A 25,578-nucleotide genomic window follows, 5' to 3' on the forward strand; every position below is an offset into this window, starting at 1 on the left:
CCCCGGGTCTCGACCCCCTCTCGGAGAATTCCCGAGTGGATCACGTGGTGCCCGCCCATGAAGACCTGTCGTCCTGAACGGCTCAGGAGGACCGGCTGCCCGCCGCGCCCAGGAACTCCGCCCAGCCGCCCACCGGGGACTGCCCGGGCACCAGGGTGCGCAGCTTGCGCAGCACCGCCTGGTCCTGCGCCTCCAGCCAGTGCACGAGCTGCTTGAACGACACGAACCGCACGTCGTCGCCGTACGCGGCCATCTTGCCGATCGCCTCCTCGACGGCGTCCATGTAGATGCCGCCGTTCCAGCGTTCGAAGTGGTTGCCGATGAAGAGGGGGGCGCGGTTGGTCGTGTACGCGCGGTCGAAGCCGGCGACATACGCGTCGCGGGCCTGGGTGCGCCAGGCGTCGTACTGGGCGCGGTCGCCGTTCGGGTTGCCGGCGGACTGGTTGAACATCATGTTGTAGTCCATCGACAGCACCTGGAAGGAGTGTCCCGGGAACGGGATCGACTGGAGCGGGAAGTCCCAGATCTTCCCGCCCTGCACCTTGCCCGGCCAGATCTGCAGGCCGCCGGGGGAGCTGGCGTCGTACTTCCAGCCGAGCGCGGCGGCGGTGGGCAGCAGGTTGGACTGGCCCTCCAGGCACGGAGTACGGCCGCCCATCAGCTCCTTGTGGTAGTCGAAGGGGAGCGGGTCGAGGTCCGTGAAGCCGGTGTTGGTCTTCCACTGCGTCACGAAGGCCATCGCCTGGTCGATCTCGCTGCGCCACTCGGCCGAGGACCAGTTGCGCACCCCGGTCGCCCCGCAGAAGTGGCCGTTGAAGTGGGTGCCTATCTCGTGGCCCTCCAGCCAGGCCGCCCGGACCTGCTGGAGCGTGTTGTGGATGTGCCGGTCGGCGAGGTAGCCGATGTCGGAGGCGCCGACCGCGTGCTGCGGCGGGCGGTACAGCGTCTTCTTGGACTCGGGCAGGGCGTAGATGCCGCTGAGGAAGAACGTCATCCCGGCACCGTGGTCGGCGGCCACCTTGCGGAACCGGGAGAACAGCTTGTTGCTCAGCTCGCCCGCGCCGTCCCAGGAGAACACCACGAACTGCGGCGGCTTCTGGCCCGGCTTCAGCCGGTCGGGCGTCGGCTGGTGCGGCTGGGGGCCGGTGTCGGCGGTGGAGCCGTCGCCTATCAGCTTGGCCGGCCGCGCCTGGGCGGTGGCCTTGTCGCCCGAGGAGTCCGGGCCGCCGACCGAGAGGCCGGTGCCGGAGGAGCACGCGGCCAGCGTGCCCAGGGCGCCGGCCGCCGCGCCCGCCGTCAGCACCCGCCTGCGTGAGATCCCGCTCATCTTGTCCCCGAATTCCTTCTCCAAGGCCCTCTGCGGGGCCTGTTCACCGTGCGGTCGTCGGGTTCGATCGCGGAAGCGGCGAGAAAGATCGGGGCGGACGGCGGCTGTTGCCGTCCTGTGACAGTTGTGGCGCGCTCATGACGAACCCCGCCGGCCCGGCAGGGGCGGCGGGGTTCGTCGCGGGAGTCGTTTCAGCAGGTCAGCAGGTCAGTCGGCCGGTAGGTCAGGGAGCCGTGCCGGGGGCGAGGACCGAGAGGAAGACGGACGAGGAGTTTCCGCCCACGGGCACCGCCCCGCCCGTCCAGGTGACCTTCAGGGAGTCACGCTCGTCCGGCGGGGTGACCAGCAGAGCGGCCGGGGTGGCCGTCCTGGCGCCGCTGATACCGGGGTTGGAGAAGGACAGCCCCGCCCAGGCGCTCTGCCCCGGCCTGAGCGTGACCGTCACCGGGGAGCCCGACTCGCGCCTCGGGTCCGGGCCGAGCCGGCCGCCGGAGGCGCTCACGAAGGCCGCGCCCGGGAAGCCGTGCAGGGTGCAGGTGCGGCCGGAGGTGTTCGTGAGCACGACCGGGAAGTTCTCCTGGCCGGCGCCCGGGTCGTTGCCGCCCACGGAGGCGCGCAGCTGCGAGGTGTGGCAGCGGTCGGAGGAAGCCCCGGAGGGGGCCGTACCGCCGCCCTTGGTGGTCGTCGCCTGCGGGGCGGACGACGCGGCGGCGCCGGGGCCGGTGGTGGCGGAGCCCGGGGCGGACGCGGCCGACCCCGGGCTCTGGGTGTCGCCCGTCGCGGGCGCGGCCGTGCCGGGCGCGGTCAGGGGCGGGTTGCTGTGGACGTCGTGGCTGTTGCTGCCGCAGGCGGTCAGGAGGCCCAGCACGGCGAACGTACCGACGAGCAGGGCCCCGTGCCGCGTGGACCGGGGTGCGTACACCATGTCGCTCAACACTCCTGTGGGGGTCAGGGCACACGAGGGAACGGGTGCCCGAGGCGCCGAGTGCGCCGTCATGGGGATCCGATGCGCACAGTGCCCGAAAAGTTCGGCACACGCGGGGTTTCTTCCCCGCCGGGACCCCCGGCAGGCGTCCCTCAGCCGACCCGCAGCGAACGGAGTATCCCGTCCGTGGCGTCACCGGTTCCCTGCTCGCGCACCTGTACGTACACCTGTGGTTGACCCGAGCCGTTCGCCGGGGTCAGCGCGGACTCCGTGATCGAGCCGCCGTCGGGGCAGCCGCTCCAGGTCCGCACCAGTCCGTGGAAGCCGGTGCCGGCGAAGGTGCGGCTGCCGGAGTAGCGGCAGCCGGAGTGGGTGAGGGCCTCGACCTTCCCGGCCAGGTCGCCGTGCTCGCTGACCCCGACGAACACGCCGTTCACCGGCTTGGCCAGGTCGGACCACCGGGTCAGGTCGTCGGCGACCACCAGCCCCGGCTCGTGCCCCCTGGCCAGCCCCAGTGCCCCCGGGTCCCAGCCGGAGTCCCGCAGTTCGTGGCCCCAGCCCGCGGGCACCTGGACGACGACCCGCCCGGTCGAGTCCGTCACGCGCGTCCCGTCCGAGGAGGCGGCGCGGTGGTGCAGGACGACGGTCACCGTGACCGCGGCCGCCGCGGCGGCGAGCACCGCGGCCAGCGACATCGTCACGACGTTCAGCCGCCCGCGCACGCCGTCCAGCCGCCGGGCGTCGCCCGGCGCCACGGCCGAGGCCGCCGCCAGCCGGTCCAGCTCCCGCGCGAACGCCTGCGCGCCGGGCCAGCGCCGCGACCGGTCCGGCTCCAGGGCCCGCAGCACCGCCCGCTCCACGTCCTCGCCGAGGTCCGGCCGCAGCCGCCGGGGCGGTACGACCCGGCCCGGGGGGCCCGGCACGGTGGCGGTGAGCAGCTCGTAGCCGACCGCGCCCAGGCTGTAGACGTCGGCCCGCTCGTCGATGCCCTCGCCCGGTTCGGCCTGCTCCGGCGGCTGATAGCCCGCCGAGCCCGCGGCCAGGGTCAGCACCGAGGCCTGCGCGAGGCTCTTGGCGAGGCCCAGGTCGGCCAGCAGCAGCCGCCGGGTGCCGTCCGGGGCGGTGTGCAGCAGCACGTTGGTCGGTTTGATGTCCCGGTGCACGATGCCCGCCTCGTGCAGCGCGGCGGCGCTGCGCGCGGCCTCCGCGGTCAGCGCGAGCGCGTCCCGCACCGGCAGCGGGCCGCCGGCCAGCAGATCGGCGAGGGTGCCGCCGTCGGCGTACTCCATCACGAAGTACGGCCTGCCGTCGGGGAGTTGACCGATGTCGTAGACCTGCACGATCCGGCTGGAGCCGGCCCGGCGCAGCAGCCGGGCCTCGGACAGGAAGCGTTCGCGGATGTCGAGCCGGTGCGTCCAGTTCTCGGCGAGGACCTTCACAGCGACCGGCGCCTGGAGCTCTTCGTCGAGGGCGAGCCACACCGTGGCGAAGGCGCCGCTGCCCAGCGGCCGTTCGAGTCGGTAGCGGCCGATCCGCTCCAGGGGGTGCATACGACTATCATGCCTGGCCTGAGATCGACTCGAAGAGGGGCTTGTCCGTGCAGGACCAGACGCCGCTGGAAGACCTCGCCCGGTGGGCCGCCGCCGGCGACCACGTCGCCCTGGAGCGGCTGCTGGCGGAGATCCGCCCGGAGGTGGTGCGGCGCTGCGCGCGCTTCCTGCCCTGCCGCGAGGACGCCGAGGAGGCCGCGCAGGACGTGCTGCTCCAGGTCGCCCGGCACATCACCGCGTTCGAGGGCCGCAGCCGCTTCGGCACCTGGCTGTACACCGTGGTCGCCAACTGCTGCCGGCAGAAGTACCGGGAGCTGAAGCGGCGCGCCGCCGAGCAGCCCGCCACGATCGAGCCGGCGTACGCCGTCGACCCGCGCACCACCAGCGTCATCGCCGGCTCCCGGGTCGACCTGCTGGAGGCCCTGGACCGGCTGGAGCGCACCCACCCCCACCTGGTCGCACCGCTGGTCTACCGGGACATCTGCCAGCTGGACTACGCCGAGGTCGCCGAGCGCGTCGGCATCCCCCTCGGCACCCTCAAGTCCCGCCTGCACGAGGCCCGCAAGCAGGTACGGCCCTGGCTGGCCGGGTCGTAGCACCCCCGTCCCGGACTACCGGTCCTCCTCGTACAGCGGCAGTTCCGCCCAGATCGTCTTGCCGTCGGGGGTGTGCCGGCTGCCCCAGCGCTGGGTGAGCTGGGCGACCAGCAGCAGACCCCGGCCGCCCTCGTCGAAGATCTTGGCGCGGCGCAGGTGCGGGGCGGTGTGGCTGGTGTCGGAGACCTCGCAGATCAGCGTGGCCGCGTCGTGGATCAGCCGCAGCCGCACGGGGTGGGCGCCGTACCGGAGGGCGTTGGTGACCAGCTCGCTGACCACCAGCTCCGCCGTGAACGACGCCTCGCTCAGCCTCCAGGCGTCCAGCTGCTCCACGACCTGCTTGCGGATCGGCGCGACCAGCGCCAGGTCGGCCGGGACGTGCCAGGTCGCCACCTGCGCGGCGGGCAGGCCCCGGGTGCGGGCGAGCAGGAGCGCCACGTCGTCGGCGCAGCCGCCCGGCGGCAGCAGGCGGTGCAGGACGCGGTCGCAGGTCTCGTCCAGGGAGCCCGCGTACGCCCCGAGCGCCTCGAACAGCGTGTCCCGGCTCGTCTCCGGGTCCTGCTCCCGCGCCGACACGAGCCCGTCCGTGTACAGCGCGAGGACGGTGCCCTCGGGCAGCTCCACCTCGGTGGACTCGAAGGGCAGCCCGCCCAGGCCCAGCGCGGGACCGGCGGGCAGCTCCAGCGCCTGAGGTGTGCCGCCGGGCCGGATCACCACCGGCGGCGGATGCCCGGCGCGGGCCGCGGTGCAGCGCCGTGACACCGGGTCGTAGACGGCGTACAGGCAGGTCGCGCCGAGTTCGCCGGGGCTGCCTTCGCCGCCGGACTCCTGCGACAGCCGGACCACCAGGTCGTCCAGATGGGTGAGCAGCTCGTCCGGGGCCAGGTCGATGTCGGCGAGGGTGCGCACGGCGGTGCGCAGCCGGCCCATGGTGGCCGAGGCTTCTACGCCGTGTCCGACGACGTCCCCGACGACCATGGCGACCCGCATCCCGGACAGCGGGATCACGTCGAACCAGTCGCCGCCCACCCCGGCCCGCGCGGCCGGCAGATAGCGCGAGGACGCGTCCAGCGCGGCCGTGCGCGGCAGGGTGCGGGGCAGCAGGCTGCGCTGGAGCGCGAGGGCGGTCTCCCGCTCACGGGAGTAGCGGCGGGCGTTGTCGACGCAGACGGCGGCGCGGGCGGTGATCTCCTCGGCCAGCAGCACGTCGTCCGCGGTGAACCGGTCCGGGTGCCGGTACCGGGTGAGGACCGCGACCCCGAGGGTCAGCCCGCGCGCCTGGATCGGCACTGACATCGAGGAGTGCATGCCGAACTCCCGCACCCGCCGGGCGCGCGCGGTGTGCCAGGTCAGCCACTCGTCGATGTCGCCCTCGGCCACGGAGGCGACGATCGTGTGGCCCGCGGTCAGCGAGTCGGCCTGCGGGGAGCCGGCCGGGTACTCCTCGGTCTGCCCGGGGCTGATCACGGCCTCCGGCACGTGCGGGTGCACCGACCGGTGGGCGAACCGGCGCAGGGTCACCGGCGCCGTGACGCGGGCCGGGGGCTCGCCGCCCTGTTCCTGCGGGTCCAGCAGGTCGATGGTGACGAAGTCGGCGAGGGCGGGCACGCACACGTCGGCCAGCTCCTCGGCCGTCCGGCTCACGTCGAGGGTGCTGCCGATGCGCACGCTCGCCTCGTTGACCAGCTGGAGCCGTTGCCGGGCCCGGTAGTTGTCGGTGATGTCGTGCGCGGCCAGGCACACCCCGCGCACCCGGCCGTCGCCGTCCCGGACCGGGGCCAGCCGGGCGAGCCAGGCGTGGGAGCGGTCCTCGCCGCCGGTGCGGGTGACGGTCTGCACGTCCTGCGCGCGGCCGTCGACCAGGACCTGGAGCAGGGCCTGCTCCAGGTCCTCGCTCTGCGCCCTGCCGCCGATCTCGGCGAGCCGCAGTCCGCGCACCCGGTCCTCCGGCAGGCCGACGACTTCGGCCATGGCGTCGTTCATGCGGCGCAGGCGGAGCGTGTCGTCGTACACGGCGAGGGCGCACGGCGACTGGACCAGGACCGCCTCGGCGAGCGGGTCGTCCGCGGCGGGCGGCTCGCCGCCGGTCAGCGGGGTGACCACGAGCCAGCCGCCGGCGTGCGCGCCGCGCGGCGGTCTGCGGTGGGCGAGCAGCCAGACGGGGAGCGTACGGCCGTCCCGGTGACGCAATCCGAGCGTTCCCTCCCAGCGGCGGCCCGTGGGGACGGCCGGGGGCTCGTCGGCCAGCAGCAGGGCGGCGGGTCGGCCCACCACGGCCTGCGCGGGGTGGCCGAGCAGGTGACGGGCACCCTCGTTCCACTCCACCACTGTTCCGGCGTCGTCGATGACAGCCCGGGCCGTCGCCGCGTCGTCGAACGGATAGACCCGGCTCATCGTCGCCGCTCCCAAGCGCACACTCACAGTGAACAGGTGGCACCGCTTCCGTTCCAGGGTAGTGCTTCCGGCGCGCCCGTGAACCGCCGCCCCGGGCGCCGCTCCGGGCCGGTCGGCCGGTGGGTCGAACCGGGTCAAGGGGGAAATCCGGCCGATGCGTGGCCGGGGGCGGAAGCAAGGTGCCGGACCCTTGACGATCGTGTGTGGCAGACCGTCAGAATCTGTTTGTTCACGATCAGTTGTGAGTATTTCTGGGCCCTGATGAGGGAGAGCCGCCATGACGGTCACGCGCCGATCGGTACTGCTCGCAGCCACGGCAACGCCCGCGGCCGGCGCGCTGCTGAGCACCGCGGCGGCTCCGGCCGCCCTCGCCGCCGACGCGTCCGCGGGCGCCGGCGGCCGCCTCACCGTGCCGCTGCGGGACGGCTGGCGTTTCACGCTGGTCGACCCGGACGGCAGCACCGACCCGACCGGTGCCCCCGACCGGGCCGCCGACCCCGGCTACGACGACACGGACTGGCGCGAGGTCGCCGTCCCGCACGACTGGAGCATCGAGCAGACCCCGACGACCGGCCACGGCACCACCAGCGGCACCGGCTTCCTGCCGGGCGGGCTCGCCTGGTACCGGCTCTCCTTCACCCTCCCGCCCGCCTGCGCGGGGCGGCGGATCTCGGTGGAGTTCGACGGGGTCTACATGGACGCGTACGTCTCCTGCAACGGCACCGAGACAGGCCGCCACCCCTACGGCTACACCGGGTTCGCCCTCGACCTCACCGGCCTCGTGCACACCGACGGCAGTACGCCGAACGTCCTCGCCGTCAAGGTGCGCAACCGGCTGCCGAGCAGCCGCTGGTACTCCGGCAGCGGCATCTACCGCGAGGCCCGCCTCGTGATCACCGACCCGGTGCACGTGGCCCGCTGGGGGACGTACGTCACCACGGACGAGATCGCGGCGGACCGGGCCCGGGTCCGCGTGGCGACGACCGTCGTGAACGAGTCCGGCACGGGCACGGACGTCCAGGTGCTCTCCCGGATCGTCGGGCCCGACGGCCGTACGGTCGCCCGCGCGGCCACCACCGTCGCCGTCTCCGCACAGGCCACCGAGACGCACGAACTGACCGTCCCCGAGCCGCAGTTGTGGGACTTCGGCACCCCCGGTCACCGCTACACCCTGCACACCGAGCTGCGCGCCGGCGGCCGCACCACCGACAGCTACCGCACCCCGTTCGGCATACGCAGCTACCGCTTCGACCCCGACGAGGGCTTCTCCCTCAACGGCACCGCCACCAAGATCAAGGGTGTCGACCTCCACCACGACCAGGGCGCGCTCGGCGCGGCGATCAGCCTCGACGCGGTCCGCAGACAGATGCGCATCATGAAGTCGATGGGCGTCAACGCCTTCCGTACCTCGCACAACCCGCCCTCGCCGCAGATGATCCAGGCCTGCGAGGAACTGGGCATCGTGATGATGGTCGAGGCCTTCGACTGCTGGCGCACCGGCAAGACGGCATACGACTACGGCCGGTTCTTCGACGAGTGGTGCGAGAGGGACGCCACCGAGATGGTGCTGGCCGCCCGCAACTCGCCCGCCGTCGTCCTGTGGTCCATAGGCAACGAGATCCCCGACTCCACCACCACGGCCGGGCTCGCCATGGCCGACCGGATCATCGGCGCGATCACGGCCGCCGACGACACCCGCCCGGTGGTCATCGGCTCCAACAAGTACCACGGCGTGCCCGCCACCGGCTCGCCCGCCGACCTGATGCTCGCCAAGCTCGACGGCCTCGGCCTCAACTACAACACCGCGAAGTCGGTCGACGCCCTGCACGCGAAGTACCCGCACCTGTTCCTCTTCGAGTCCGAGTCCTCCTCGGAGACCTCGACCCGGGGCGCCTACCAGGAGCCGGAGCACCTCAACACCGGAGAGAACCACACCCCCGGCCGACGGGAGACCTCCTCCTACGACAACAACCTCGCCTCCTGGACGATGAGCGGCGAGTACGGCCACAAGAAGGACCGGGACCGCAAGTGGTTCGCGGGGCAGTTCCTGTGGTCCGGCATCGACTACATCGGCGAGCCGACGCCGTACGACGTCTTCCCGGTCAGGGCGTCCTTCTTCGGCGCCGTCGACACGGCCGGATTCCCGAAGGACATGTACCACCTCTTCAGGAGCCAGTGGACGACCGAGCCGATGGTCCATCTGCTGCCGATGACGTGGAACCACGAGAACCTCGGCGAGGGTGACACGGTGGAGGTCTGGGCGTACGCCAACGTGCCGTCCGTCGAGCTGTTCCTCAACGGAAAGTCCCTGGGAACAAGGGAGTTCGACGTCAAGAGGACCACGGACGGTCGCGCGTACCTGGAGACCACCGAGGCCACCGGCGACGACAAGACCTTCACCGACGGCCCCTACCCGGGCAGCTACACCAGCCCCAACGGCAGCGCGGGCAAACTGCACCTGATGTGGAAAGTTCCGTACCGGCCGGGCGAGTTGAAGGCGGTGGCCCGGCGGGACGGCAGGGTCGTCGCCACCGACGTGCTGCGCACCGCCGGCGCCCCGCACGCCGTGCGCCTCACGGCCGACCGCGACTCCGTCGCCGCGGACGGCCGTTCCCTGGTCTTCGTCACCGCCGACATCGTCGACGCACAGGGGGTGGTGGTGCCCGACGCCGAGCACCTGATCACCTTCGCCGTGACCGGCGGCTCACTGGCCGGGGTCGACAACGGCCGTGAGGAGAGCGCCGAGCGCTACCAGGCGAGCACCCGCACCGCGTTCCACGGCAAGGCCCTCGCCATCGTGCGGTCCGGCACGGGACCGGGGGAGCTGACGGTCACCGCGCGCGTGGCCGGTCTGCGCACGGGGCGGGTGAGCGTGCGGGCCGCTGCGGCCCGCGAGGCGTCCCGCACCCCGCCGTCCCAGTTCCGGCCGGACCACCCGGCGTCCGTCAACTACCCCTACGCGGACGCCAGTTACTCCGGCCGCGAGGACACCCCGCCCGCCGCGATGCTGGACGGCGATCCGGCCACCGGCTGGTCCAACGCCTTCGTGAAGCAGGCCACCGGGCTGCTGCCCGCCTTCAGCGGGGCCCGGGCGACGGACTGGGTCTGCGTCGACGCCGGGCGGACCCGCGCCTTCGACCGGGTGGAGGTCTCCTTCACCGTGGACGCCGGGCACACGCTGCCCGCGCGGGCCGAGGTGGCGGTGTGGGACGGGCGGGCGTACGTGCCGGTGACGGGCGCGAGGACGCAGTGGGCCACGGCCTCGGACACGCCGACGGTGATCACCTTCGACGCGGTGCGCGGCTCCCGGCTGCGGCTGACGCTCACCAGCGCCGACCCCGGCACGGCGCAGGGCGCCGTGCGCATCAGCCGGCTGGACGTGTAGCGAGATCGTCCACCCAGGACAAGGTGGGCTGCAGCGCACCCTCGTGCGTCAGCAGCCACACCTTGTTCTCGACGCCGCCCGCGTACCCGCGCATCGAGCCGTCCGCACCGATCACCCGGTGGCAGGGGCGCAGCAGGAGCAGCGGGTTGGCGCCGAGTGCCCGGCCCACCGCGCGCAGCTCGGCGCGGGGCACGCCCAGCCGGGCGGCCAGTTCGCCGTACGTCGTCGTGGTGCCGTGGGCGATGCCGTCCAGGGCCTGCCACACCGCCCGCTGGAACGGGGTGCCGGCGGACGCGAACGGCAGGTCGAAGCGGATCGGGCGGCCCGCGAAGTAGCCGTCGAGCTGCCGGTGCGCCGCGGCGAACGGCGCGTCGTCACGGTCCTCGGCACGCACGGCGGGCGCGCCGCGCTGCCCGGGCAGGGTGAGCGAGGTGAGCGCGCAGCCGGCCGCCGAGACGGTGCCGGTCAGCAGCAGATCGCCCAGCGGGCTCGGGTGGACGGTGTGCACGGTGCGGGTTCGGGTGTTCATGGCGGTTCCTTCCGTCTCCCGGTGTCTCTTCCTGTCCTCCGCTGCCGAGTCTGGTGCGTCGCGCGCCCCGGGACCGGCGGGAATCGGACATGGCTGTCGGGCGCTGCAGGTACCGTGCCGGGGAGCGTCTGACCTGCTGGTATTTACGGGTAAGTACCCGCGCGGTACCGTGAGGGACATGCCAGCTCTCAACGTGGAGTTCAGCGACCGGGAACTTGAGGACCTGCGGCAGATCGCCAAGGAGCGCGGTACGTCGATGAAGGCCCTCGTGCGTGAGGCCGCCGCCGCCGACATCGCACGGCACCGGGCGCTCCAGGAGGGCGCCGAGGCCTTCCGGAAGTTCTTCGCCGCGCACGCCGAGGAGTTCGCGGCGGCCTTCCCGGACGACGAACCCACCACCAAGGACGAGGCCGCCTGATCGATGCCCTCCGTCATCCATATCGACGTGCCCTGGCTGCTTCAGCGCCATGAGGAGGTCCTGCCCGACCAGCCCGCGGTCGACGACTTCTCCGCGCTGGTCGCCGCCGTCGCCCGGCACCGGGTGGACCCGCCCCGGCTCGGCGTGGACTCCGACCCCGCCTGGCGGGCCGCCGCCCTGCTGCACACCCTCGCCCTGCTCAAACCGCTGCCCGCGGCCAACGCCCGCTTCGCCTGCGCGACCGCCGTGGCCTACATGTTCGTCAGCGGCGTCGGCATCGACCCGCCCTACGGCGCCCTCGTCGACCTCGCCCGCGACCTGATCTCCGGCAAGGCGGACGTGTACGGCGCGGCCGACCGGCTGCGTTCCTGGCAGATCTGAACGGTGCCTGGCGGATCCGAGCGCGACCGGGGTGCTCGAAATGCCGAATGCGGTCACCCGTGAACAGCCGTGAGCGTTTGATTTCTGACTTTCTTTCAAAACTGTCGATGTTGTGCGGGCGCCTTGTTGCTCGTGTGGAAGTTGTGCGAGGGTTGACACGCCCGTGCGGGGGGTAAAGTCCGGAGTTCTTCCGGCAGTTGCGGATCCTTCACCGGCCGAGCGCCGATGAATTCGCCTCCCCGTGCGCGCCGCAGAGGTACGCATCACGCATCACGCATCAAAGGAATCCGCTCAGTGCCCACCCCCCACCCTCCTCGTCCCCCCTATCCGCCGCCCGGCGGAGATCCCGGGGAACCGGACGAGTCCCTCGCCGGCCCGCTGCGGGCCGGTTCCGATGCGGAAGGCTCGCGGTCCGCCGCCCTGCTCATGGCCCGGCACTGGCAGCCGGCCCAGGACTACGCGGTCATCTGCCTCGCCCTGTCCGGGCCGCTCGCCCACATGGTCACCGCCACCGCCTTCCACCAGGTCCTCGGGCGCCTCGCACTCGGCGAACCGGCCGAGGCACTGCGTCCCCGGCTGCTCGTGGCAGTCCGGGACACCGTCGTCAACTGGTCCGCCACGGACCGGATCACCGCCGTACTGCCCGGTCTCGGAAAGCCCGCCGGGGGCCGCGGTATGCGCGCGGCCAAGACGCTGATACCGGAAAACCGCGCCCTGTCCGACCGCTCTTTCCACGCCCTTCCCCGGCCGGACCAGACGCTGCTCTGGCACACCGAGGTCGAGGCCGAGCCGATAGCCGTCCCCGCCGCACTGCTCGGTATCGACACCGACAGCGCGACGGCCGCGCTGGCGCAGGCGCGGGAGAAATTCCGCGAGGGCCTGGTGCGCGCCCACCGGGAGCTCGCCCCGGGAAAGGACTGCCGCTACTACAACCGCCTGCTCGACGTCCCGATCCGCCGCGGCGGTGCCCTGCTGCCCGACGTCCAGGAGCACCTGTCCGCCTGCCCCTACTGCCGGCACGCCGCCGAGCAACTCGGCCACGCCGACGCCGCGCCCGGCGTGCTGCTTGCCGAGGCCGTGCTGGGCTGGGGCGCCCGCCGCTACCTCGACTCCCGCCCCGGCCGCCGCGGTGGCCCCGCCCGCGGCGGCTCCCGGCGCACGGGCGGACGCCGCCGCGGCGGCGGCAGACCCGGGCTGCTCGACCGGGTCGCCCGGTCCGGCGGGCGCGGCGACGCCGACGGCGAACCGGGCGAACCACGCGCCCGCGCACGGGCGCCCCGCGGCCGGCGGCACGGCGGCGGCGCGAGCGGACCGCTCGCCCGGACACCGGCGGCCGTGCTCCGGGTGTCCGGCACCGCCGTCTCCTCCCGGACGCTGCTCACCGGGGTCGGACTGGTCTCGGCCGGGCTGCTCGCGACCGTGCTGGTGATCAGCGTGTGGCCGAGCGGCGGCGACGGCACCGACCCGGTCGCCTCCACCAGCGCCGTCCCCGGCACCGACGGCACCTCGGCCGCCGGTTCCGCCGGCGCCCCCGGCACCGCGGGCCTGCCCACGTCCGGCCGGCCCACCCGGCTGCGCAACGCCGACTCCGACCTGTGCCTCGACATCAGGGGCACGCCGAAGGCCGGGGCGGGCGCGGTGCTGGCCGTCTGCTCCCCGGCGGCCACCCAGCAGTGGACGTACGGCACGGACGGGCTGCTGCGCAGCGCGGCCGACTCGGGTCTGTGCCTGGACTCGCACGCCGACGCCGGGGTGGTGCTCCTCGGCGACTGCGCCGCGGAGGGCTCGCAGCGGGCCGCCGACGTGCGCTACGACCGCACCGCCCAGGGCGAGTTGCTGACCCGCTGGGACCGCACCCTGGCCCTCGCGGGCGCCGGCGCGGCCCCGGGCGCCGACCTCGTCGTCAAGGTCCGGGACCGGTCGGCCGGCCAGCGCTGGGTCACCGACACGCCGTCGGCGAGCCCCGGCTCCCTGTCCGTGGCCGGCACGGGCGCCCCCTCCGCACGGCCCGCGCGACCGCCGGAGAAGGACGCCTGACCCCCCGCCGGTGGCGCTCCGCCCGCCACCGGCAACGGCCCGTCAGCGCGCGGCGCCCGGGGTCAGGCCGGCCGCTGACAGCCTCCCCGGGCGGGTGTGCCCGGAGAGGGCGAGGGCCAGGCGGCCGAGTGCGATGTGGTGCTCCGGGAGGGTGGGTGGCCGTGCGGCCAACGGGCCGTCAGCGCGCGGGGTCTGGGGCGAGGTCGGCCGCTGACACGCTTCCCGGGTTGGTGTGCCCGGAGAGGGCGAGGGTCAGGTCGAACTCGGCCAGCAGGCACTTGACGACATGCTCGACGCCGGCCTGTCCGTCCAGGCCGAGCCCGTAGACGTACGGCCGCCCCAGCAGCACCGCCCGCGCGCCGAGAGCCAGCGCCTTGAACACGTCGTCGCCGGTGCGCACCCCGCTGTCGAACAGCACCGTCAGCCGGTCGCCGACGGCCGCGGCGACCCGGGGCAGCGCGTCGGCCGCCGCGACCGCCCCGGCCACCTGCCGGCCGCCGTGGTTGGAGACCACCACGCCGTCCATCCCGGCGTCGGCGGCCAGCCGCGCGTCGTCCGGGTGCAGGACGCCCTTCAGGACGATCGGGCCGTCCCAGTGCTCCCGCAGGAAGGCCAGGTCGGGCCAGGACTTGCCCGGATCCCCGAACAGGCCCAGGAAGTGCAGGACCGCCGCGTTCGGATCCTCCTCCACGGGCCGGGCGAGCCCCGCGCGAAAGGCCGGGTCGGTGAAGTAGTTGGCGGTGCCCACCCCGTGCACGAACGGCAGGTACGCCTGGTCCAGGTCGCGGGGCCGCCACGCCAGCAGCTGGGTGTCCAGCGTGACCACCAGCACCGAGAACCCGGCGGCCTTCGCCCGGCCGAGGAAACTCCGGGTCACCTCGCGGTCCTTGCCCCAGTACAGCTGGAACCACCGCTCGGCGTCCCCCATCGCCTGCGCCACCTGCTCCATCGGTGTGCTGGACGCCGACGACAGGATGTACGGCACGCCCTGCGCGGCGGCGCCCCGGGCGGCGGCCAGTTCGGCATCGGGATGCATGATCTTCAGTACGCCGACGGGGGCCAGCGCCAGCGGCGCCGGCAGGGACCGCCCGAGCACCTCGGTCGACAGATCGCGCTCGCCGACGTCCCGCAGCATGCGCGGCACGATCCGGCGCCGCGCGAGCGCGGCCCGGTTGGCGCGGGCCGTGCTGCCGTCGCCCGCGCTGCCCGCCACGTACCCCACCGGACCCGGGGCGAGCCGGTGTTCGGCCAGCTCTTCCAGCCGGGTCAGGTCGGTGGGCAGCCGGGGCACGGCACCCGTCATCCCGTTCAGATAGATCTCGTACTGGAAGTCGGCCCAGTGCTTCGCCATCCGGCCGTCCGCCTCTCGTCGCCGATGAGATGGGGTACAGGTGCAGCCCGACCATACGGGCGGGTAGCCGGGCGGGCGCCGGCCGGGGCCCGGGGCCGGTGATCACTTCATGATCGCCACATGAACACGAGGAGTCATGAATCGCTTCAACGGCGACCGGGCCGGAGTGTTTCAGGACGATTAACGATGCGGTGATTTTCGGCCATTGGATGGCTCGCAGAGCGTGGAACCCGCTCAGTTCCCGGGTCACGGTGTGCAAATTCCGTGACATCACGCCACTGATTCAACACGAAAGGTTACCGAAACCCATGCGTTCGATGTGTGTTTCGACCGGGGACTCGGCAGAGTGGCGCTCGCCGCTCCGGCGTCCGATCCGGGCACGGGGTGGCACCTCGTCCGATTGAGCGGAAGGATGCACACAATGCGGAACACCGCGCGCTGGGCAGCGGCCCTCGGCCTCACGGCCGCCGCCGTTTGCGGACCCCTGACCGGGGCCGCCGTCGCTGCACCGGGCGCCGCCCCGTCGTCGCTGTACGCCCCCTCGGCGCTGGTACTCACCGTGGGGCACGGCAACGACGCGGCGACGGCCACGCCGGAGCGCGCCGTCACCCTCACCTGTGCCCCCGCGGCCTCCGGCACCCACCCGGACGCGGCCCGCGCCTGCGCGGAACTGCGCGGCACCGGTGGTGACTTCAACGCGCTGAAGCCCGCCGAGGGCGTGTGGTGCACCGAGCTGTACAACCCGGTCGTCGTCACGGTCCAGGGTGTCTGGCAGGGCCAACGCGTCTCCTACGAGCGGACCTTCGGCAACGCCTGCATCAAGGACTCCATCACCGGCGGCGTCTTCGCCTTCTAGACGACCCGCCTGCCAGGACCGGGATCGCGGGGTACCCGTACGCGCCGGAGCAGGTCCGCAACTGGGGAGTGCGGCCACTGGAGCGGGGAACCAGCGATCTCGTGCCGGGGCCGACGGGCGGAGTGGGGCCGCCCGCCGGCTTCCGGGCACACAGCCGCTCCCCGGGTACGGCCCGTGGGGGGCCTTCCCGGGGAGCGGCGAAAAAACACCGGTTTCAATCAGGGCCGTCGGCACCGCCCTGAAGAGGCGTCTCACATGCCGGACGTTTCGGACACGCAGAGCGACACGGCTGAGGTCCGGCCCGGGGTCAAAACGGGCCGAGGGGCCGCCGTCTCCCTGCTGACGGCGGCCCCTCGGGCTTCATCGGCTTCCGGCGGTCACATGTGGACGACCGGAGCGGCTCCCGCGTCCTGCTGCGGCACCCCGCGCCGGTAGAGCAGGAAGGCGATCAGCGCGCCCGCGGCGAAGAGTCCCGCGGACCACGAGAACGCGGTCGTGTAGCTCTCGACGGTCGCCTGCGCCCGGACCAGCTTGCTGGTGGCGTCGCGGCCGGTCAGGTAATGGGTGGCGGCGGTCGAGGCGAGCGTGTTCAGCAGCGCCGTACCGATCGAACCACCCACCTGCTGCATGGCGTTGACGGCCGCGGAGGCCACGCCGGCGTCCTCCGCCGCGACCCCGCCGGTGGCCAGCTGCATGGCCGGCGGCATGACCAGGCCGAGCCCGACTCCGATCACGATCAGCTGGGGCAGCACCGCGCTCGCGTAGTGCGCGCCGAGGCCGATGCCGGTCAGCCAGGCCATGCCGGCCGTGGCGATCGCGAAGCCCAGCGGGATGACGGCCTTGGGACCGACGCGGGGCAGCAGCAGGGTGGTGCCCACCTGGGCGGTCACCATCAGCGCGCCGACCATCGGCAGGAACGCCACACCGGTCTTCGTGGGGCTGAAGCCGAGGTTGAGCTGGAGGTAGTAGGTCAGGAAGAGGAACACGCCGAACATGCCCGCGCCGGTGATGAGCACCGCGATGTAGGAGGCGCCGCGGTCGCGGTCGAGCAGGATGCGCAGCGGCAGCAGCGGGTGCGCGGCGCGGGTCTGCCACCAGGCGAAGGCCGCGAGCAGCAGACCGCCGGCGGTCAGGAAGCCCCAGGTCAGCGGCGAACCCCAGTGGTGGGTCTCGGCGTTGGAGAAGCCGTACACCAGGGAGAACAGTCCGCCGGCGACCAGGACGGTGCCGGGCACGTCGAGCTTGGCGTTCGCCGCGTCGCGGTGGTTGCTCAGCAGGAGCCAGCCGCCCACGAAGGCGACGACGGCGATGGCCACGTTCACGTACAGGGTCCAGCGCCAGTCGAGGGCGTCGGTCAGCACGCCGCCGAGCAGCAGGCCCACGGCGCCGCCGGCGCCGGCGATCGCGCCGTACACGCTGAAGGCGCGGGCCCGCTCCCGGGCGTTGGTGAAGGTGGTGTTGAGCAGCGACAGCGCGGCGGGCGCGAGCAGGGCGCCGAAGGCTCCCTGGAGGGCGCGGGCGATCACCAGCATGGTGAAGCCGTTCGCGGCGCCGCCGAGCGCGGAGGCCGCGGCGAAGCCGACGACACCGACGAGGAAGGCGGGCTTGCGGCCGAAGAGGTCGGCTATGCGGCCGCCGAGCAGCAGCAGTGAGGCGAACGCGAGGGCGTAGGCCGTCACGATCCACTGCCGGCTGCCGTCGGAGAAGCCGAGGTCGGTCTGGGCGGACGGCAGGGCGATGTTCACGATCGTGGCGTCGAGCACGACCATCAGCTGGGCGACGGCGACGACCGCGAGGATCCACCAGCGCTTCGCCGGGGCCGTGCCCGGTCCGGCGTCCGCACCGGCCTTGTCGATCCCGACGGCTCCGGCGCGGGAGCCCTCGGCGAGGGTCTTCTGGGACATGAACCACTCCAGGGAAGTCGTTCGGGACAGAACTTCGGGACAGGGCAGGGGCATAGCGAACGTGCCGACGTGAACGGCACGTAAACGAAACGGTTTCGTACAGGTCGAGATTAGAACACTCGCTGCGAAACGGCAACGTTTCGCTGGGTGTCGCGCGTCACGTGCGTGTGTATTCCTTGACAGGCATATAACCGGCGACGCATATTCGCTGTATGTCCGATGCAGCGCTCTGGTCCGCCCTCGCCGACCCCCAGCGGCGGGCGATCGTGGACCTCCTGCTGGCCGGCCCCCGGCCGGTCGGAGAGATCGCCGAGGCCTGCGGGCTGAGCCAGCCGAGCACGTCCAAGCATCTGAAGGTGCTCCGCGAGGCGGGCCTGGTCCGGGTCCGGCAGGACGCCCAGCGCCGGGTCCACGCCCTGGACCCGGCCCCGATCGCCGCCCTCGACGCCTGGCTGGCGCCCTACCGCAGGCTGTGGAACAGCAGCCTGGACGCCCTGGGCCGGCGCCTCGACGCGACCTCGGACGACACCCCGCACCCCCCACCACCGAAGGACTGAGACACCATGCCCGTCGACCTCACCGGCACCTATCTCACCCTCGACGACGGCCGCCCCGCCGTCCGGTTCACCCGCACCTACGACCACCCGGTGGACCGCGTCTGGCAGTTCGCCACCGATCCCGAGGAACTGGAGCAGTGGTTCCCGTTCCGCGCCGAGATGGAGCTGCGCCCCGGCGGCACCATCCGCTTCACCGACCCGAAGACGCCCGAGTTCACCGGCACGGTGCTCGCCGTCGAACCGCTGCGGCACCTGTCCTTCGAGTGGGGCGGCGACGAACTCCACTTCGACCTGGAGGCCGTCGGGGAACGGCGCACCCGGTTCACGCTCACCCACGTGCTCGGCGAGACGAACACCGCCGCCCGCAACGGCGCCGGCTGGGAGGTGTGCCTCGCCGCCCTCGACGCCAAGGCACGCGGCGAACGCTTCGAGGGCCCGCATGCCGGGGTGAGCGCGCCCTGGAAGGAGTTCTACGCCGCCTACCTCGACGCGGGCGTGCCGTCCGGGGCGCCGGTGCCGGGGCTGGACTGACGGGGGCGGGCCGGCCGCCGCACGGGGGTGCCCGCGAGTTGCCCGGAGCGCGTGGGGGTGGATGAATCGGCTCAGGAGAGCATGGCGGTGGCGAGCCCGGGAGGAGCCGTGAAGCGGTGGCGGCGCGGCCTGCACCGCGCCTGGCGGTGGCTCCGGGTGCGGGCCCTGTTCGTGCACGGCCGTGAGCTGGAACTGTTGCACCGGGCCATGGGGTTCGCCACCCTGGCCCTGGTGACGCTGGCCCCGCTGCTGATCGTGGTCGCCGCCGCCGACCCGCTGGCCCGGGGCGGCTTCGCCGCCTGGCTCACCGACGGCATGGGCCTGTCCGGCGCGTCCGCCCGCGCGCTCACGGACGTCATCAGCCCGTCGCGCAACGTCATCGGCACGACGAGCGTCTTCAGCCTCGTCCTGCTCGGCGTCTTCGGTGTCACCTTCGGCGGCAGCGTGCAGAACGCCTACGAACGGATCTGGGGCCTGACCTCCGGCCCCTGGCACCGGGTGTGGCGGCAGGCGACCTGGCTCGTGGTGCTCACCGCCTACCTCTACCAGGAAGCCGCCACGAAGACGGCGCTGTCCGGGGGCCGGCGGATCGTGCTGTCCGCGGTGACCGGCGTGCTCTTCTTCTGGTGGGGGCAGCGCTTCCTGCTCGGCGGCCAGGTCCACTGGCGCGCCCTGCTGCCGGGCGCCGTCGCCACCGTCCTCGGCCTCTCCGGCCTGCGCGCCTTCTCCTACCTCGTCTTCACCCCGCTGATCGTCACCAACGCGCTCAGCTACGGCGCGGTCGGCACCGTCCTCGTGGTCGAGTCCTGGCTGATCGGCGTCGGGTTCGTCATCTACGGCGGAGCCCTGCTCGGCCGCTGGTTCTGCGCGCACCACTGGCCGTCCCTGCGCCCCCACCGGGCCGGAAAGGCCCCCCGGGGGCGGGGCGACCCCGACGACACCCCCTAGGCCATCTGCCTGCGCACCAGCTCGTGCAGCCGCCCGCCGGTGTCGGCGAGCAGGTCGGCCGGGCTGCCCTGCTGGACGACCTTGCCGTCCTCCATCACGATCACCCGGTCGGCGTCCAGGACCGTCGAGAGCCGGTGGGCGATGACGACGCGGGTCGCGTTCAGCTTGCGGGTGCTGTCGATGACGATGCGCTGGGTGTCGTTGTCCAGCGCGCTGGTCGCCTCGTCGAAGAAGAGGATGCGCGGGCGCCGGATCAGTGCCTGGGCGATCATCAGGCGCTGGCGCTGGCCGCCGGAGATCGCACCGCCCGCCGACACGATCGTGTGCAGCCCCATCGGCATCCGCTTGATGTCCTCCGCGAGGCCCGCCATCTCGGCCGCCGCCATCGCCTCCTCCGGCGTGTACGGCTCGGTGCCGCAGATGACGTCCAGGATCGAGCCGGTGAACGGCTGGGCGTGCTGGAGGACCACTCCGCACTGGCGGCGGACGGCGGACTGGTCCAGGGCCGCCAGGTCCTGGCCGTCGTAGAGGACACTGCCGGAGACCGGCCTGTCGAAGCCGATGAGCAGCCTCAGCAGGGTGGACTTGCCGCAGCCGCTCGGGCCCACGACCGCGACGAACTCGCCCGGCCGGATCGCGAAGGACACGTCGTCCAGGACCAGCGGACCGTCGTCGGCGTAGCGGAAGGAGAGGCGCCGGGCCTCCAGCGCGCCGGACAGCCGGCCCGGCCGGGTGCTCGCCGAGCGCACCTCGGGGGTCGCCTCGAAGACCGGCTTGATCTCCTCGAACAGCGGCAGCGCGGCCACCGCCGAGACGAAGGAGCCGGTCAGCTGGGTCACCGAGGTCAGCACCATCGTCACCGAGGTGTTGAAGGTGAGGAAGTCCGCCGCCGACATCGCGCCCTTCGCCGGGCCCGCCAGCAGCATGAACATCAGCAGCGTGACGATCGGCAGATAGACCGCGCCGAGCACCGACGAAAGGTTCTTGATCCGGCCGACCTTCTGCTGGAGCTCCCGGCTGCGCGCGAACTCCCGCGCCCAGGCGGCGTAGGCGTAGTTCTCGGCCGCCGCGACCCGCAGCTTGGGCAGCCCGCGCAGGGTCTGGTAGGCCTGGTTGTTCAGCTTGTTGCCGAGCACCACGATCCGCCGCTGCCAGCGCACCTGCCACAGCCCGAGCCCGAGGAAGACGGCCCCGATGACGACGAGCATGCCGAGCGCGGCCATGGCCATCGGCACGCTGTACCAGAACAGCATGCCCAGGTTCATCGCGCCGATCGTCACCGACTGCGCGACCACGGGTCCGACGCCCGCCAGCAGCCGGCGGATCGTGCTGATGCCCATGGCGGCGCTGGCCAGTTCACCGGTGGAGCGCTGGGTGAAGAACCGGGTGGGCAGGCGCAACAGCCGGTCCCAGACGGCCGGTTGGAGCGCCGCCTCGATACGGCCCTCCAGGCGCAGGATGGACAGGTTCTCCAGCAGGGTGAAGGCCGCCGCCACCACGCCGCTCACCATCACGGCCAGGCACACCTGGACGATCAGGCCCGACTGCGCCGTCGGCACGTACTCGCCGAGCACCTTGCCGGTCGCGACCGGGACCAGCGCGCCGATCGCCACCGTCACCAGCCCGGCGAGGAGCAGCCCGACCAGGTCGCCGCGGGTGCCCTGGAGGCTGAACCGCAGCAGTCCGAACGGGGTGAGCGCCTTGTCGGGCAGCGGCCGGTAGAACATCACCGCACGCGGCTCGAACTCCTCCGCGTTCGCCTTCTCGATCGGCGTCTCGCGCCCCGTGCCCGGATGCACGGCCACATAGCCGCCGCGCCGCCACAGCAGCGCGACCGGCGCCCCGGACAGCGCCCGGTGCCCGACCAGCGGGCCCACGTTCTCCCGCCACCAGCGCCCGTCCAGCCGTACGGTGCGGGTGCGCACCCGGGAGGCGAGGGCCACCCGCTCGACCGGGTCGAGGCGTTCGCTCTCGGTGCCGCTCTGCGCGGGCTCGGCGAGGGTGATCCCGGCCGCCTCGGCGACCAGCTTGCAGGCCGCGTACCCGGCGTCCGCGTCGGCGGCCGTGGTCCGGCGGGCCGAGCGGCGGCCGATGGAGGCGAGCAGCGTCTGGTCGGCCTGGGCGCGGACCTCCTCACCGGCCTTGATGCCGGCGGCGGCCCGCGTCTCGTGGGTGCGCTCCAGCTGCTCGATCCACCGGTCCAGCGCGGTCAGCAGCCGGTACTGCTGGTCCACCATGGACTGCCACAGCGCCGGGTCCATCAGCAGATCGGCGGCGGCCTCCGCGCCGTACAGGGAGCCGTACTGCACGCTGCCCGGCGGCACCTGCATCCAGAACACGTCGTCGTCGGTGGGCGCCTGGGAGCGGTCCTCGGCCATCGGGGCCTGGAAGAGGACGGACAGACCGCGGCCGACGCCGAGCGCGACCGCGTACTCCAGCGGGCTGGTGGCGGGCGGGACGTACTGCGGGTTGCCGTACTCGTCGTACGACCAGGTCTGCGTGTTCGCGGGCTGGTACAGCTCGCGCAGGTTGACGCGGTGCAGCACACAGTCGCGCACCGGGCGGGCGACGAGGGTGTGCTGGGGGCCGGCGACCGGGCCGAGCAGCAGGGTGCCCGCCTCCAGCCGGCCGAGGTGGTGCCAGTGGCCCTGCTGCGCCGCGTCCACCGCGAACAGGTCCAGCGCGCCGGCCGCGACCAGCCACAGCACCTGCGGGCCCTCCAGGTCCACGCGGTTGAAGCCCGCGCAGTCCACGCGCGCGCCCAGCGAGCCGAGCGCGCCGAGGACGAGGTCGCCGTCGTACCCCTCCTGAACAGTCGTCATCTCACCGCTCCCTGACCAGTGCCGCGTACGCGCCGCCGTGCGCCACCAGCTCCTCGTGCCGCCCGCGCTCGACGACCGTGCCGTGCTGGAGCACGACGATCTCGTCGCTGTCGCGGACCGTGCTCAGCCGGTGCGCGATCACCACACAGGCGCAGCCGCGCCGGCGCAGGTTGTCCATCACGACCAGCTCGGTCTCCGCGTCCAGCGCGCTGGTCACCTCGTCCAGCACGAGGATGCTCGGCCGGCGCACCAGCGCCCGCGCGATCTCCAGGCGCTGGCGCTGCCCGCCGGAGAAGTTGTGGCCGTCCTGCTCGACCTTGCTGTGGATGCCGCCGGGCCTTCGCATGACGACGTCGTAGAGCGCCGCGTCCTTCAGCGCCTCCACCACGGCCTCGTCCGGGATGGACGGGTCCCACAGGGCGATGTTGTCGCGGACCGAGCCCTCGAAGAGGAACACGTCCTGGTCGACGAAGGAGACGGAGGAGGCGAGCGCCCCGCGCGGGATGTCGTCCAGTCGGCGGCCGTCGATGCGGATCACGCCGTCCCAGGGGGCGTACAGGCCCGAGATCAGGCGGGAGACCGTCGACTTGCCGCTGCCCGAGCCGCCGACCAGCGCCACCTGCTGCCCGGGACCCACGGTCAGGTCGAAGCCGCTCAGCAGCGGCTTGTCCAGCGGGCTGTAGCCGAAGGTGATGTTCTCCAGCTCGATGTGCCCGTGCAGCCGGCGCGTGGAGTCGCCGCCGCCACCGGGGCGGGCGTAGAGCGGGTCGGCCTGGAAGTTCTCCACGTCCTTCAGGCGGGCCACGTCGGCCGCGAAGTCCTGGATGCGGCCCGCCACGCCGTTGAGCCGGGTGAGCGGGGCGGTGAAGCGGGTCACCAGCGACTGGAAGGCGACCAGCAGACCGACCGAGATGTGCCCCTCGACGGCCTTCATGCCGCCGATCCACAGGATCAACGCGCTGTTGAACGTCGCGAGCGCGGGTGCGACCACGCCGAGCCAGGCGCTCGGCACGCCGAGCCGCTGCTGCTCCTCCAGCGTGGTGGCGTGCTGCCCGGCCCACTTGCGGAAGTAGCCGTCCTCGCCGCCGGTCGCCTTCATCGTCTCGATCAGCTGCAGACCGGTGTACGAGGTGTTCGTCAGCCGTGCCGTGTCCGCGCGCAGCTTCGCCGTCCGGGTCGCCCGCAGCCGTACGACGAGGCGCATGGCGACCACGTTGAGCAGGGCCACGCCGATGCCGACGAACGTCAGCTGCGGGTCGTAGGTGTAGAGCAGCACGGCGTACAGCACGACGACGATCGCGTCCACGCCCGCCGCCGCGAGGTCGCGGGCCAGGGTCTCGGCGACCTGGTCGTTGGACTGCAGGCGCTGCACCAGGTCGGCCGGGGAGCGCTGGGAGAAGAAGGTGACCGGCAGCCGCAGCAGATGGCGCAGGAAGCGGGCGCTGGACAGGGTGGAGGAGATGATCCGGCCGTGCAGCAGGTTGGCCTGCTGGAGCCAGGTCAGCACCAGGGTGAGCAGCACACAGGTGCCCATCGAGGCGAACAGCACGCCCAGCAGGGACGTCCGGCCGCCGATGAGGAACGTGTCGATGTAGGTGCGGCTGAGCGCGGGCACCGTGGCGCCGACCGCGACCAGCAGCAGGCTGGCGAGGACGGCGGCGGGCAGGGTGCCGGCGGTGCCGCGCAGCCGGGCCGGCATCGCGCCGAGCACGCCCGCCTTGCGCCCGCCCTTGCTGAAGCCGTCGCCCGGCTCCAGCACCAGCACCACACCGGTGAAGGAGCCGTCGAACTCCTCCATGGGAACGAACCGGCGGCCCTTGGCGGGGTCGTTGATGTACACCCCGCGGCGGCCGAAGCGCCGGCCCATGCCGTCGTAGACGACGTAGTGGTTGAACTCCCAGAACAGGATGGCCGGCGCCGCGACCTCGGCGAGCGCGGCCAGGTCCATCTGCATGCCCTTGGCGGTCAGGCCGTAACTGCGGGCCGCCTTGAGCAGGTTGGAGGCGCGTGAGCCGTCCCGGGAGACACCGCAGGCGATGCGCAGCTCCTCCAGCGGGACGTGCCGGCCGTAGTGGGCGAGGACCATGGCCAGCGAGGCGGCGCCGCACTCGACGGCCTCCATCTGGAGGACCGTAGGGGTGCGGACGGTGCCGCCGCGGGGCCTCGGCACCGGCCGCTTGGCCGGGGCGGCCCTTCTGCGGCCGCGGGTGTCCTGGCCGGTTCCTGTCTGAGGGCTCACGGCAGCAGCCAATCGATCGGACGCTGGTCGGCCAGCTTGACCGAGGCGGAGGCGAGGGTCATCGAGTCGAGCCCGAACGGCGGCCCGTCGGAGGTGGACCAGCGATAGCCGCTCTTCGTCGCCGACGTGTCCAGGAGCACCGTGACGGCCACCGGGCGGCCCTTGCGGGTGAACTGCTGGCCGAGCTGGCTGTCGCCGAGGAACGCGGCGATCGACTGGGCGGACTGCGCCTCGCGGTCCACCGACTTCACCCGGCCGCGCAGCACGCCGTACGTCTGGGTCGGCACCGAGGAGACGGTGAGGTCGACCGAGGCGTGCGCGGGGATGGAGGCGCCGTCCTCGGCGGGGACGTAGACGGTCGCGTACAGCGGGTCCGAGGCGTGGGCGACCTTCTCCACGGAGGCGACGTTCGTGCCGGTCTGGATGATCTGCCCGATGGTGGCGGCGAGCGCGCTGACGCGGCCCGCGGCGACGGTGCGGACGACCGAGTCGCCCTGCACGGTACGGACCTTGAGCACGGGCGCGTTCGCGGGCAGCTGTTCGCCCTGCTGCGCGAGGACGGCCGTGACCTGGCCGGAGACCGGGCTCTGCAGGAGGTAACTGCCCTGGCCGTGCGTGAGGATGGCGGGCGCGCTCACCGTGGAGGCGACCGAACCGGTCACCGCCCAGACGGAGGCCGCGGCCATGACGACGACGGTGACCCCCAGCGCGAGCCAGCCCTGGGGACGGGCCAGGCGCACCGGAAGGTCCAGCTCTTCCGGCGACTGGAGCTTGGCGAGGGCCTGTTGGCGGAACTGCACGGGACTTCCCTCACCCGAGATGAGACAG

General features: G+C 73.0%; 19 protein-coding genes. 9 read left to right on the forward strand and 10 right to left on the reverse strand.

The window, feature by feature from the left end; all coding sequences use genetic code 11:
- Window positions 1-82: 82 nt before the first annotated feature.
- The 3 genes from AC4OXY_RS42175 to AC4OXY_RS42185 form a co-directional block, all read right to left on the reverse strand.
- Window positions 83-1,327: a polysaccharide deacetylase family protein gene (locus tag AC4OXY_RS42175; protein WP_376293025.1), complete on the reverse strand. Its 1,245-nt coding sequence runs from the start codon at window positions 1,325-1,327 to the stop codon at window positions 83-85.
- A 223-nt stretch (window positions 1,328-1,550) separates the two neighbouring features.
- Window positions 1,551-2,252 carry a DUF4232 domain-containing protein gene (locus tag AC4OXY_RS42180; protein ID WP_356029472.1) on the reverse strand — a complete coding sequence of 234 codons (702 nt, stop codon included), beginning with the start codon at window positions 2,250-2,252 and terminating at the stop codon, window positions 1,551-1,553.
- Window positions 2,253-2,404: 152 nt separating this feature from the next.
- A complete protein-coding gene (locus tag AC4OXY_RS42185; protein WP_491992362.1) occupies window positions 2,405-3,802 on the reverse strand; it encodes a serine/threonine-protein kinase in 1,398 nt (465 codons plus the stop codon).
- A gap of 47 nt (window positions 3,803-3,849) precedes the next feature.
- Here AC4OXY_RS42185 and AC4OXY_RS42190 point away from each other — a divergent pair, with 47 nt between their 5' ends.
- The gene (locus AC4OXY_RS42190; RefSeq protein ID WP_356029477.1) at window positions 3,850-4,398 is read left to right on the forward strand and encodes an RNA polymerase sigma factor; all 549 of its coding nucleotides are present in this window, start codon (window positions 3,850-3,852) and stop codon (window positions 4,396-4,398) included.
- A 15-nt stretch (window positions 4,399-4,413) separates the two neighbouring features.
- Here the strand turns inward: AC4OXY_RS42190 and AC4OXY_RS42195 are convergent, their stop codons facing one another.
- Window positions 4,414-6,792 carry a SpoIIE family protein phosphatase gene (locus AC4OXY_RS42195; protein WP_491992363.1) on the reverse strand — a complete coding sequence of 793 codons (2,379 nt, stop codon included), beginning with the start codon at window positions 6,790-6,792 and terminating at the stop codon, window positions 4,414-4,416.
- Window positions 6,793-7,069: 277 nt separating this feature from the next.
- On the opposite strand from AC4OXY_RS42195, the gene AC4OXY_RS42200 reads away from it, so the two are divergent.
- A complete protein-coding gene (locus tag AC4OXY_RS42200) occupies window positions 7,070-10,177 on the forward strand; it encodes a glycoside hydrolase family 2 TIM barrel-domain containing protein (RefSeq protein ID WP_491992364.1) in 3,108 nt (1,035 codons plus the stop codon).
- On the opposite strand, the gene AC4OXY_RS42205 is transcribed toward AC4OXY_RS42200, so the two are convergent.
- A complete protein-coding gene (locus AC4OXY_RS42205) occupies window positions 10,158-10,706 on the reverse strand; it encodes a methylated-DNA--[protein]-cysteine S-methyltransferase (RefSeq protein ID WP_491992365.1) in 549 nt (182 codons plus the stop codon). The genes AC4OXY_RS42200 and AC4OXY_RS42205 overlap by 20 nt on opposite strands.
- A gap of 178 nt (window positions 10,707-10,884) precedes the next feature.
- On the opposite strand from AC4OXY_RS42205, the gene AC4OXY_RS42210 reads away from it, so the two are divergent.
- The 3 genes from AC4OXY_RS42210 to AC4OXY_RS42220 all read left to right on the forward strand — a co-directional run bounded on the left by AC4OXY_RS42210 (window position 10,885) and on the right by AC4OXY_RS42220 (window position 13,542).
- On the forward strand, window positions 10,885-11,124 hold the full coding sequence (locus AC4OXY_RS42210; RefSeq protein ID WP_356029487.1) for a hypothetical protein: 240 nt from the start codon (window positions 10,885-10,887) through the stop codon (window positions 11,122-11,124).
- A gap of 3 nt (window positions 11,125-11,127) precedes the next feature.
- On the forward strand, window positions 11,128-11,505 hold the full coding sequence (locus tag AC4OXY_RS42215) for a toxin Doc (protein ID WP_071381958.1): 378 nt from the start codon (window positions 11,128-11,130) through the stop codon (window positions 11,503-11,505).
- Window positions 11,506-11,799: 294 nt separating this feature from the next.
- Complete coding sequence (locus AC4OXY_RS42220) at window positions 11,800-13,542, forward strand: RICIN domain-containing protein (RefSeq protein WP_491992366.1); 1,743 nt, start codon at window positions 11,800-11,802, stop codon at window positions 13,540-13,542.
- 178 nt (window positions 13,543-13,720) lie between these two features.
- Here the strand turns inward: AC4OXY_RS42220 and AC4OXY_RS42225 are convergent, their stop codons facing one another.
- Complete coding sequence (locus tag AC4OXY_RS42225; RefSeq protein ID WP_356029490.1) at window positions 13,721-14,893, reverse strand: lactate 2-monooxygenase; 1,173 nt, start codon at window positions 14,891-14,893, stop codon at window positions 13,721-13,723.
- Window positions 14,894-15,314: 421 nt separating this feature from the next.
- Between AC4OXY_RS42225 and AC4OXY_RS42230 the strand changes: the two genes are divergently transcribed.
- Window positions 15,315-15,749 (forward strand): subtilase-type protease inhibitor, encoded by a 435-nt coding sequence (locus tag AC4OXY_RS42230; RefSeq protein ID WP_362819473.1) that lies wholly within the window; start codon window positions 15,315-15,317, stop codon window positions 15,747-15,749.
- A gap of 377 nt (window positions 15,750-16,126) precedes the next feature.
- On the opposite strand, the gene AC4OXY_RS42235 is transcribed toward AC4OXY_RS42230, so the two are convergent.
- Window positions 16,127-17,653 carry an MFS transporter gene (locus AC4OXY_RS42235; RefSeq protein ID WP_491992367.1) on the reverse strand — a complete coding sequence of 509 codons (1,527 nt, stop codon included), beginning with the start codon at window positions 17,651-17,653 and terminating at the stop codon, window positions 16,127-16,129.
- A gap of 212 nt (window positions 17,654-17,865) precedes the next feature.
- Here AC4OXY_RS42235 and AC4OXY_RS42240 point away from each other — a divergent pair, with 212 nt between their 5' ends.
- The 3 genes from AC4OXY_RS42240 (at window position 17,866) to AC4OXY_RS42250 (ending at window position 19,689) form a co-directional block, all read left to right on the forward strand.
- The gene (locus AC4OXY_RS42240) at window positions 17,866-18,210 is read left to right on the forward strand and encodes an ArsR/SmtB family transcription factor (RefSeq protein ID WP_356029495.1); all 345 of its coding nucleotides are present in this window, start codon (window positions 17,866-17,868) and stop codon (window positions 18,208-18,210) included.
- A gap of 6 nt (window positions 18,211-18,216) precedes the next feature.
- The gene (locus tag AC4OXY_RS42245) at window positions 18,217-18,741 is read left to right on the forward strand and encodes an SRPBCC family protein (RefSeq protein WP_356029497.1); all 525 of its coding nucleotides are present in this window, start codon (window positions 18,217-18,219) and stop codon (window positions 18,739-18,741) included.
- Window positions 18,742-18,822: 81 nt separating this feature from the next.
- Window positions 18,823-19,689, forward strand: a complete 867-nt coding sequence (locus AC4OXY_RS42250; RefSeq protein WP_376292324.1) for a ribonuclease BN — start codon at window positions 18,823-18,825, stop codon at window positions 19,687-19,689.
- On the opposite strand, the gene AC4OXY_RS42255 is transcribed toward AC4OXY_RS42250, so the two are convergent.
- From AC4OXY_RS42255 to AC4OXY_RS42265, 3 genes are read right to left on the reverse strand one after another with little or no spacing between them, the layout of a single operon-like run.
- Complete coding sequence (locus AC4OXY_RS42255) at window positions 19,686-22,511, reverse strand: NHLP bacteriocin export ABC transporter permease/ATPase subunit (RefSeq protein ID WP_376292322.1); 2,826 nt, start codon at window positions 22,509-22,511, stop codon at window positions 19,686-19,688. The two genes, AC4OXY_RS42250 and AC4OXY_RS42255, sit on opposite strands and share 4 nt — an antisense overlap.
- A 1-nt stretch (window position 22,512) precedes the next feature.
- Complete coding sequence (locus AC4OXY_RS42260) at window positions 22,513-24,750, reverse strand: NHLP family bacteriocin export ABC transporter peptidase/permease/ATPase subunit (RefSeq protein ID WP_376292320.1); 2,238 nt, start codon at window positions 24,748-24,750, stop codon at window positions 22,513-22,515.
- Window positions 24,747-25,550: an HlyD family efflux transporter periplasmic adaptor subunit gene (locus AC4OXY_RS42265; RefSeq protein ID WP_356029501.1), complete on the reverse strand. Its 804-nt coding sequence runs from the start codon at window positions 25,548-25,550 to the stop codon at window positions 24,747-24,749. The genes AC4OXY_RS42260 and AC4OXY_RS42265 overlap by 4 nt, the downstream gene beginning before the upstream one ends.
- Window positions 25,551-25,578: the final 28 nt, after the last annotated feature.

The sequence above is a fragment of the Streptomyces sp. HUAS MG56 genome (assembly GCF_058673395.1).

Excerpts from the sequence above, each read along its gene's own strand:
- AC4OXY_RS42195 (WP_491992363.1), bottom strand. The coding sequence starts at position 6,792 with ATGAGCCGGGTCTATCCGTTCGACGACGCGGCGACGGCCCGGGCTGTC.
- AC4OXY_RS42175 (WP_376293025.1), bottom strand. The coding sequence starts at position 1,327 with ATGAGCGGGATCTCACGCAGGCGGGTGCTGACGGCGGGCGCGGCGGCC.
- AC4OXY_RS42210 (WP_356029487.1), top strand. The coding sequence starts at position 10,885 with ATGCCAGCTCTCAACGTGGAGTTCAGCGACCGGGAACTTGAGGACCTG.
- AC4OXY_RS42240 (WP_356029495.1), top strand. The coding sequence starts at position 17,866 with ATGTCCGATGCAGCGCTCTGGTCCGCCCTCGCCGACCCCCAGCGGCGG.
- AC4OXY_RS42235 (WP_491992367.1), bottom strand. The coding sequence starts at position 17,653 with ATGTCCCAGAAGACCCTCGCCGAGGGCTCCCGCGCCGGAGCCGTCGGG.
- AC4OXY_RS42180 (WP_356029472.1), bottom strand. The coding sequence starts at position 2,252 with ATGGTGTACGCACCCCGGTCCACGCGGCACGGGGCCCTGCTCGTCGGT.
- AC4OXY_RS42255 (WP_376292322.1), bottom strand. The coding sequence starts at position 22,511 with ATGACGACTGTTCAGGAGGGGTACGACGGCGACCTCGTCCTCGGCGCG.
- AC4OXY_RS42215 (WP_071381958.1), top strand. The coding sequence starts at position 11,128 with ATGCCCTCCGTCATCCATATCGACGTGCCCTGGCTGCTTCAGCGCCAT.
- AC4OXY_RS42185 (WP_491992362.1), bottom strand. The coding sequence starts at position 3,802 with ATGCACCCCCTGGAGCGGATCGGCCGCTACCGACTCGAACGGCCGCTG.
- AC4OXY_RS42250 (WP_376292324.1), top strand. The coding sequence starts at position 18,823 with ATGGCGGTGGCGAGCCCGGGAGGAGCCGTGAAGCGGTGGCGGCGCGGC.
- AC4OXY_RS42200 (WP_491992364.1), top strand. The coding sequence starts at position 7,070 with ATGACGGTCACGCGCCGATCGGTACTGCTCGCAGCCACGGCAACGCCC.
- AC4OXY_RS42225 (WP_356029490.1), bottom strand. The coding sequence starts at position 14,893 with ATGGCGAAGCACTGGGCCGACTTCCAGTACGAGATCTATCTGAACGGG.
- AC4OXY_RS42245 (WP_356029497.1), top strand. The coding sequence starts at position 18,217 with ATGCCCGTCGACCTCACCGGCACCTATCTCACCCTCGACGACGGCCGC.
- AC4OXY_RS42230 (WP_362819473.1), top strand. The coding sequence starts at position 15,315 with ATGCGGAACACCGCGCGCTGGGCAGCGGCCCTCGGCCTCACGGCCGCC.
- AC4OXY_RS42205 (WP_491992365.1), bottom strand. The coding sequence starts at position 10,706 with ATGAACACCCGAACCCGCACCGTGCACACCGTCCACCCGAGCCCGCTG.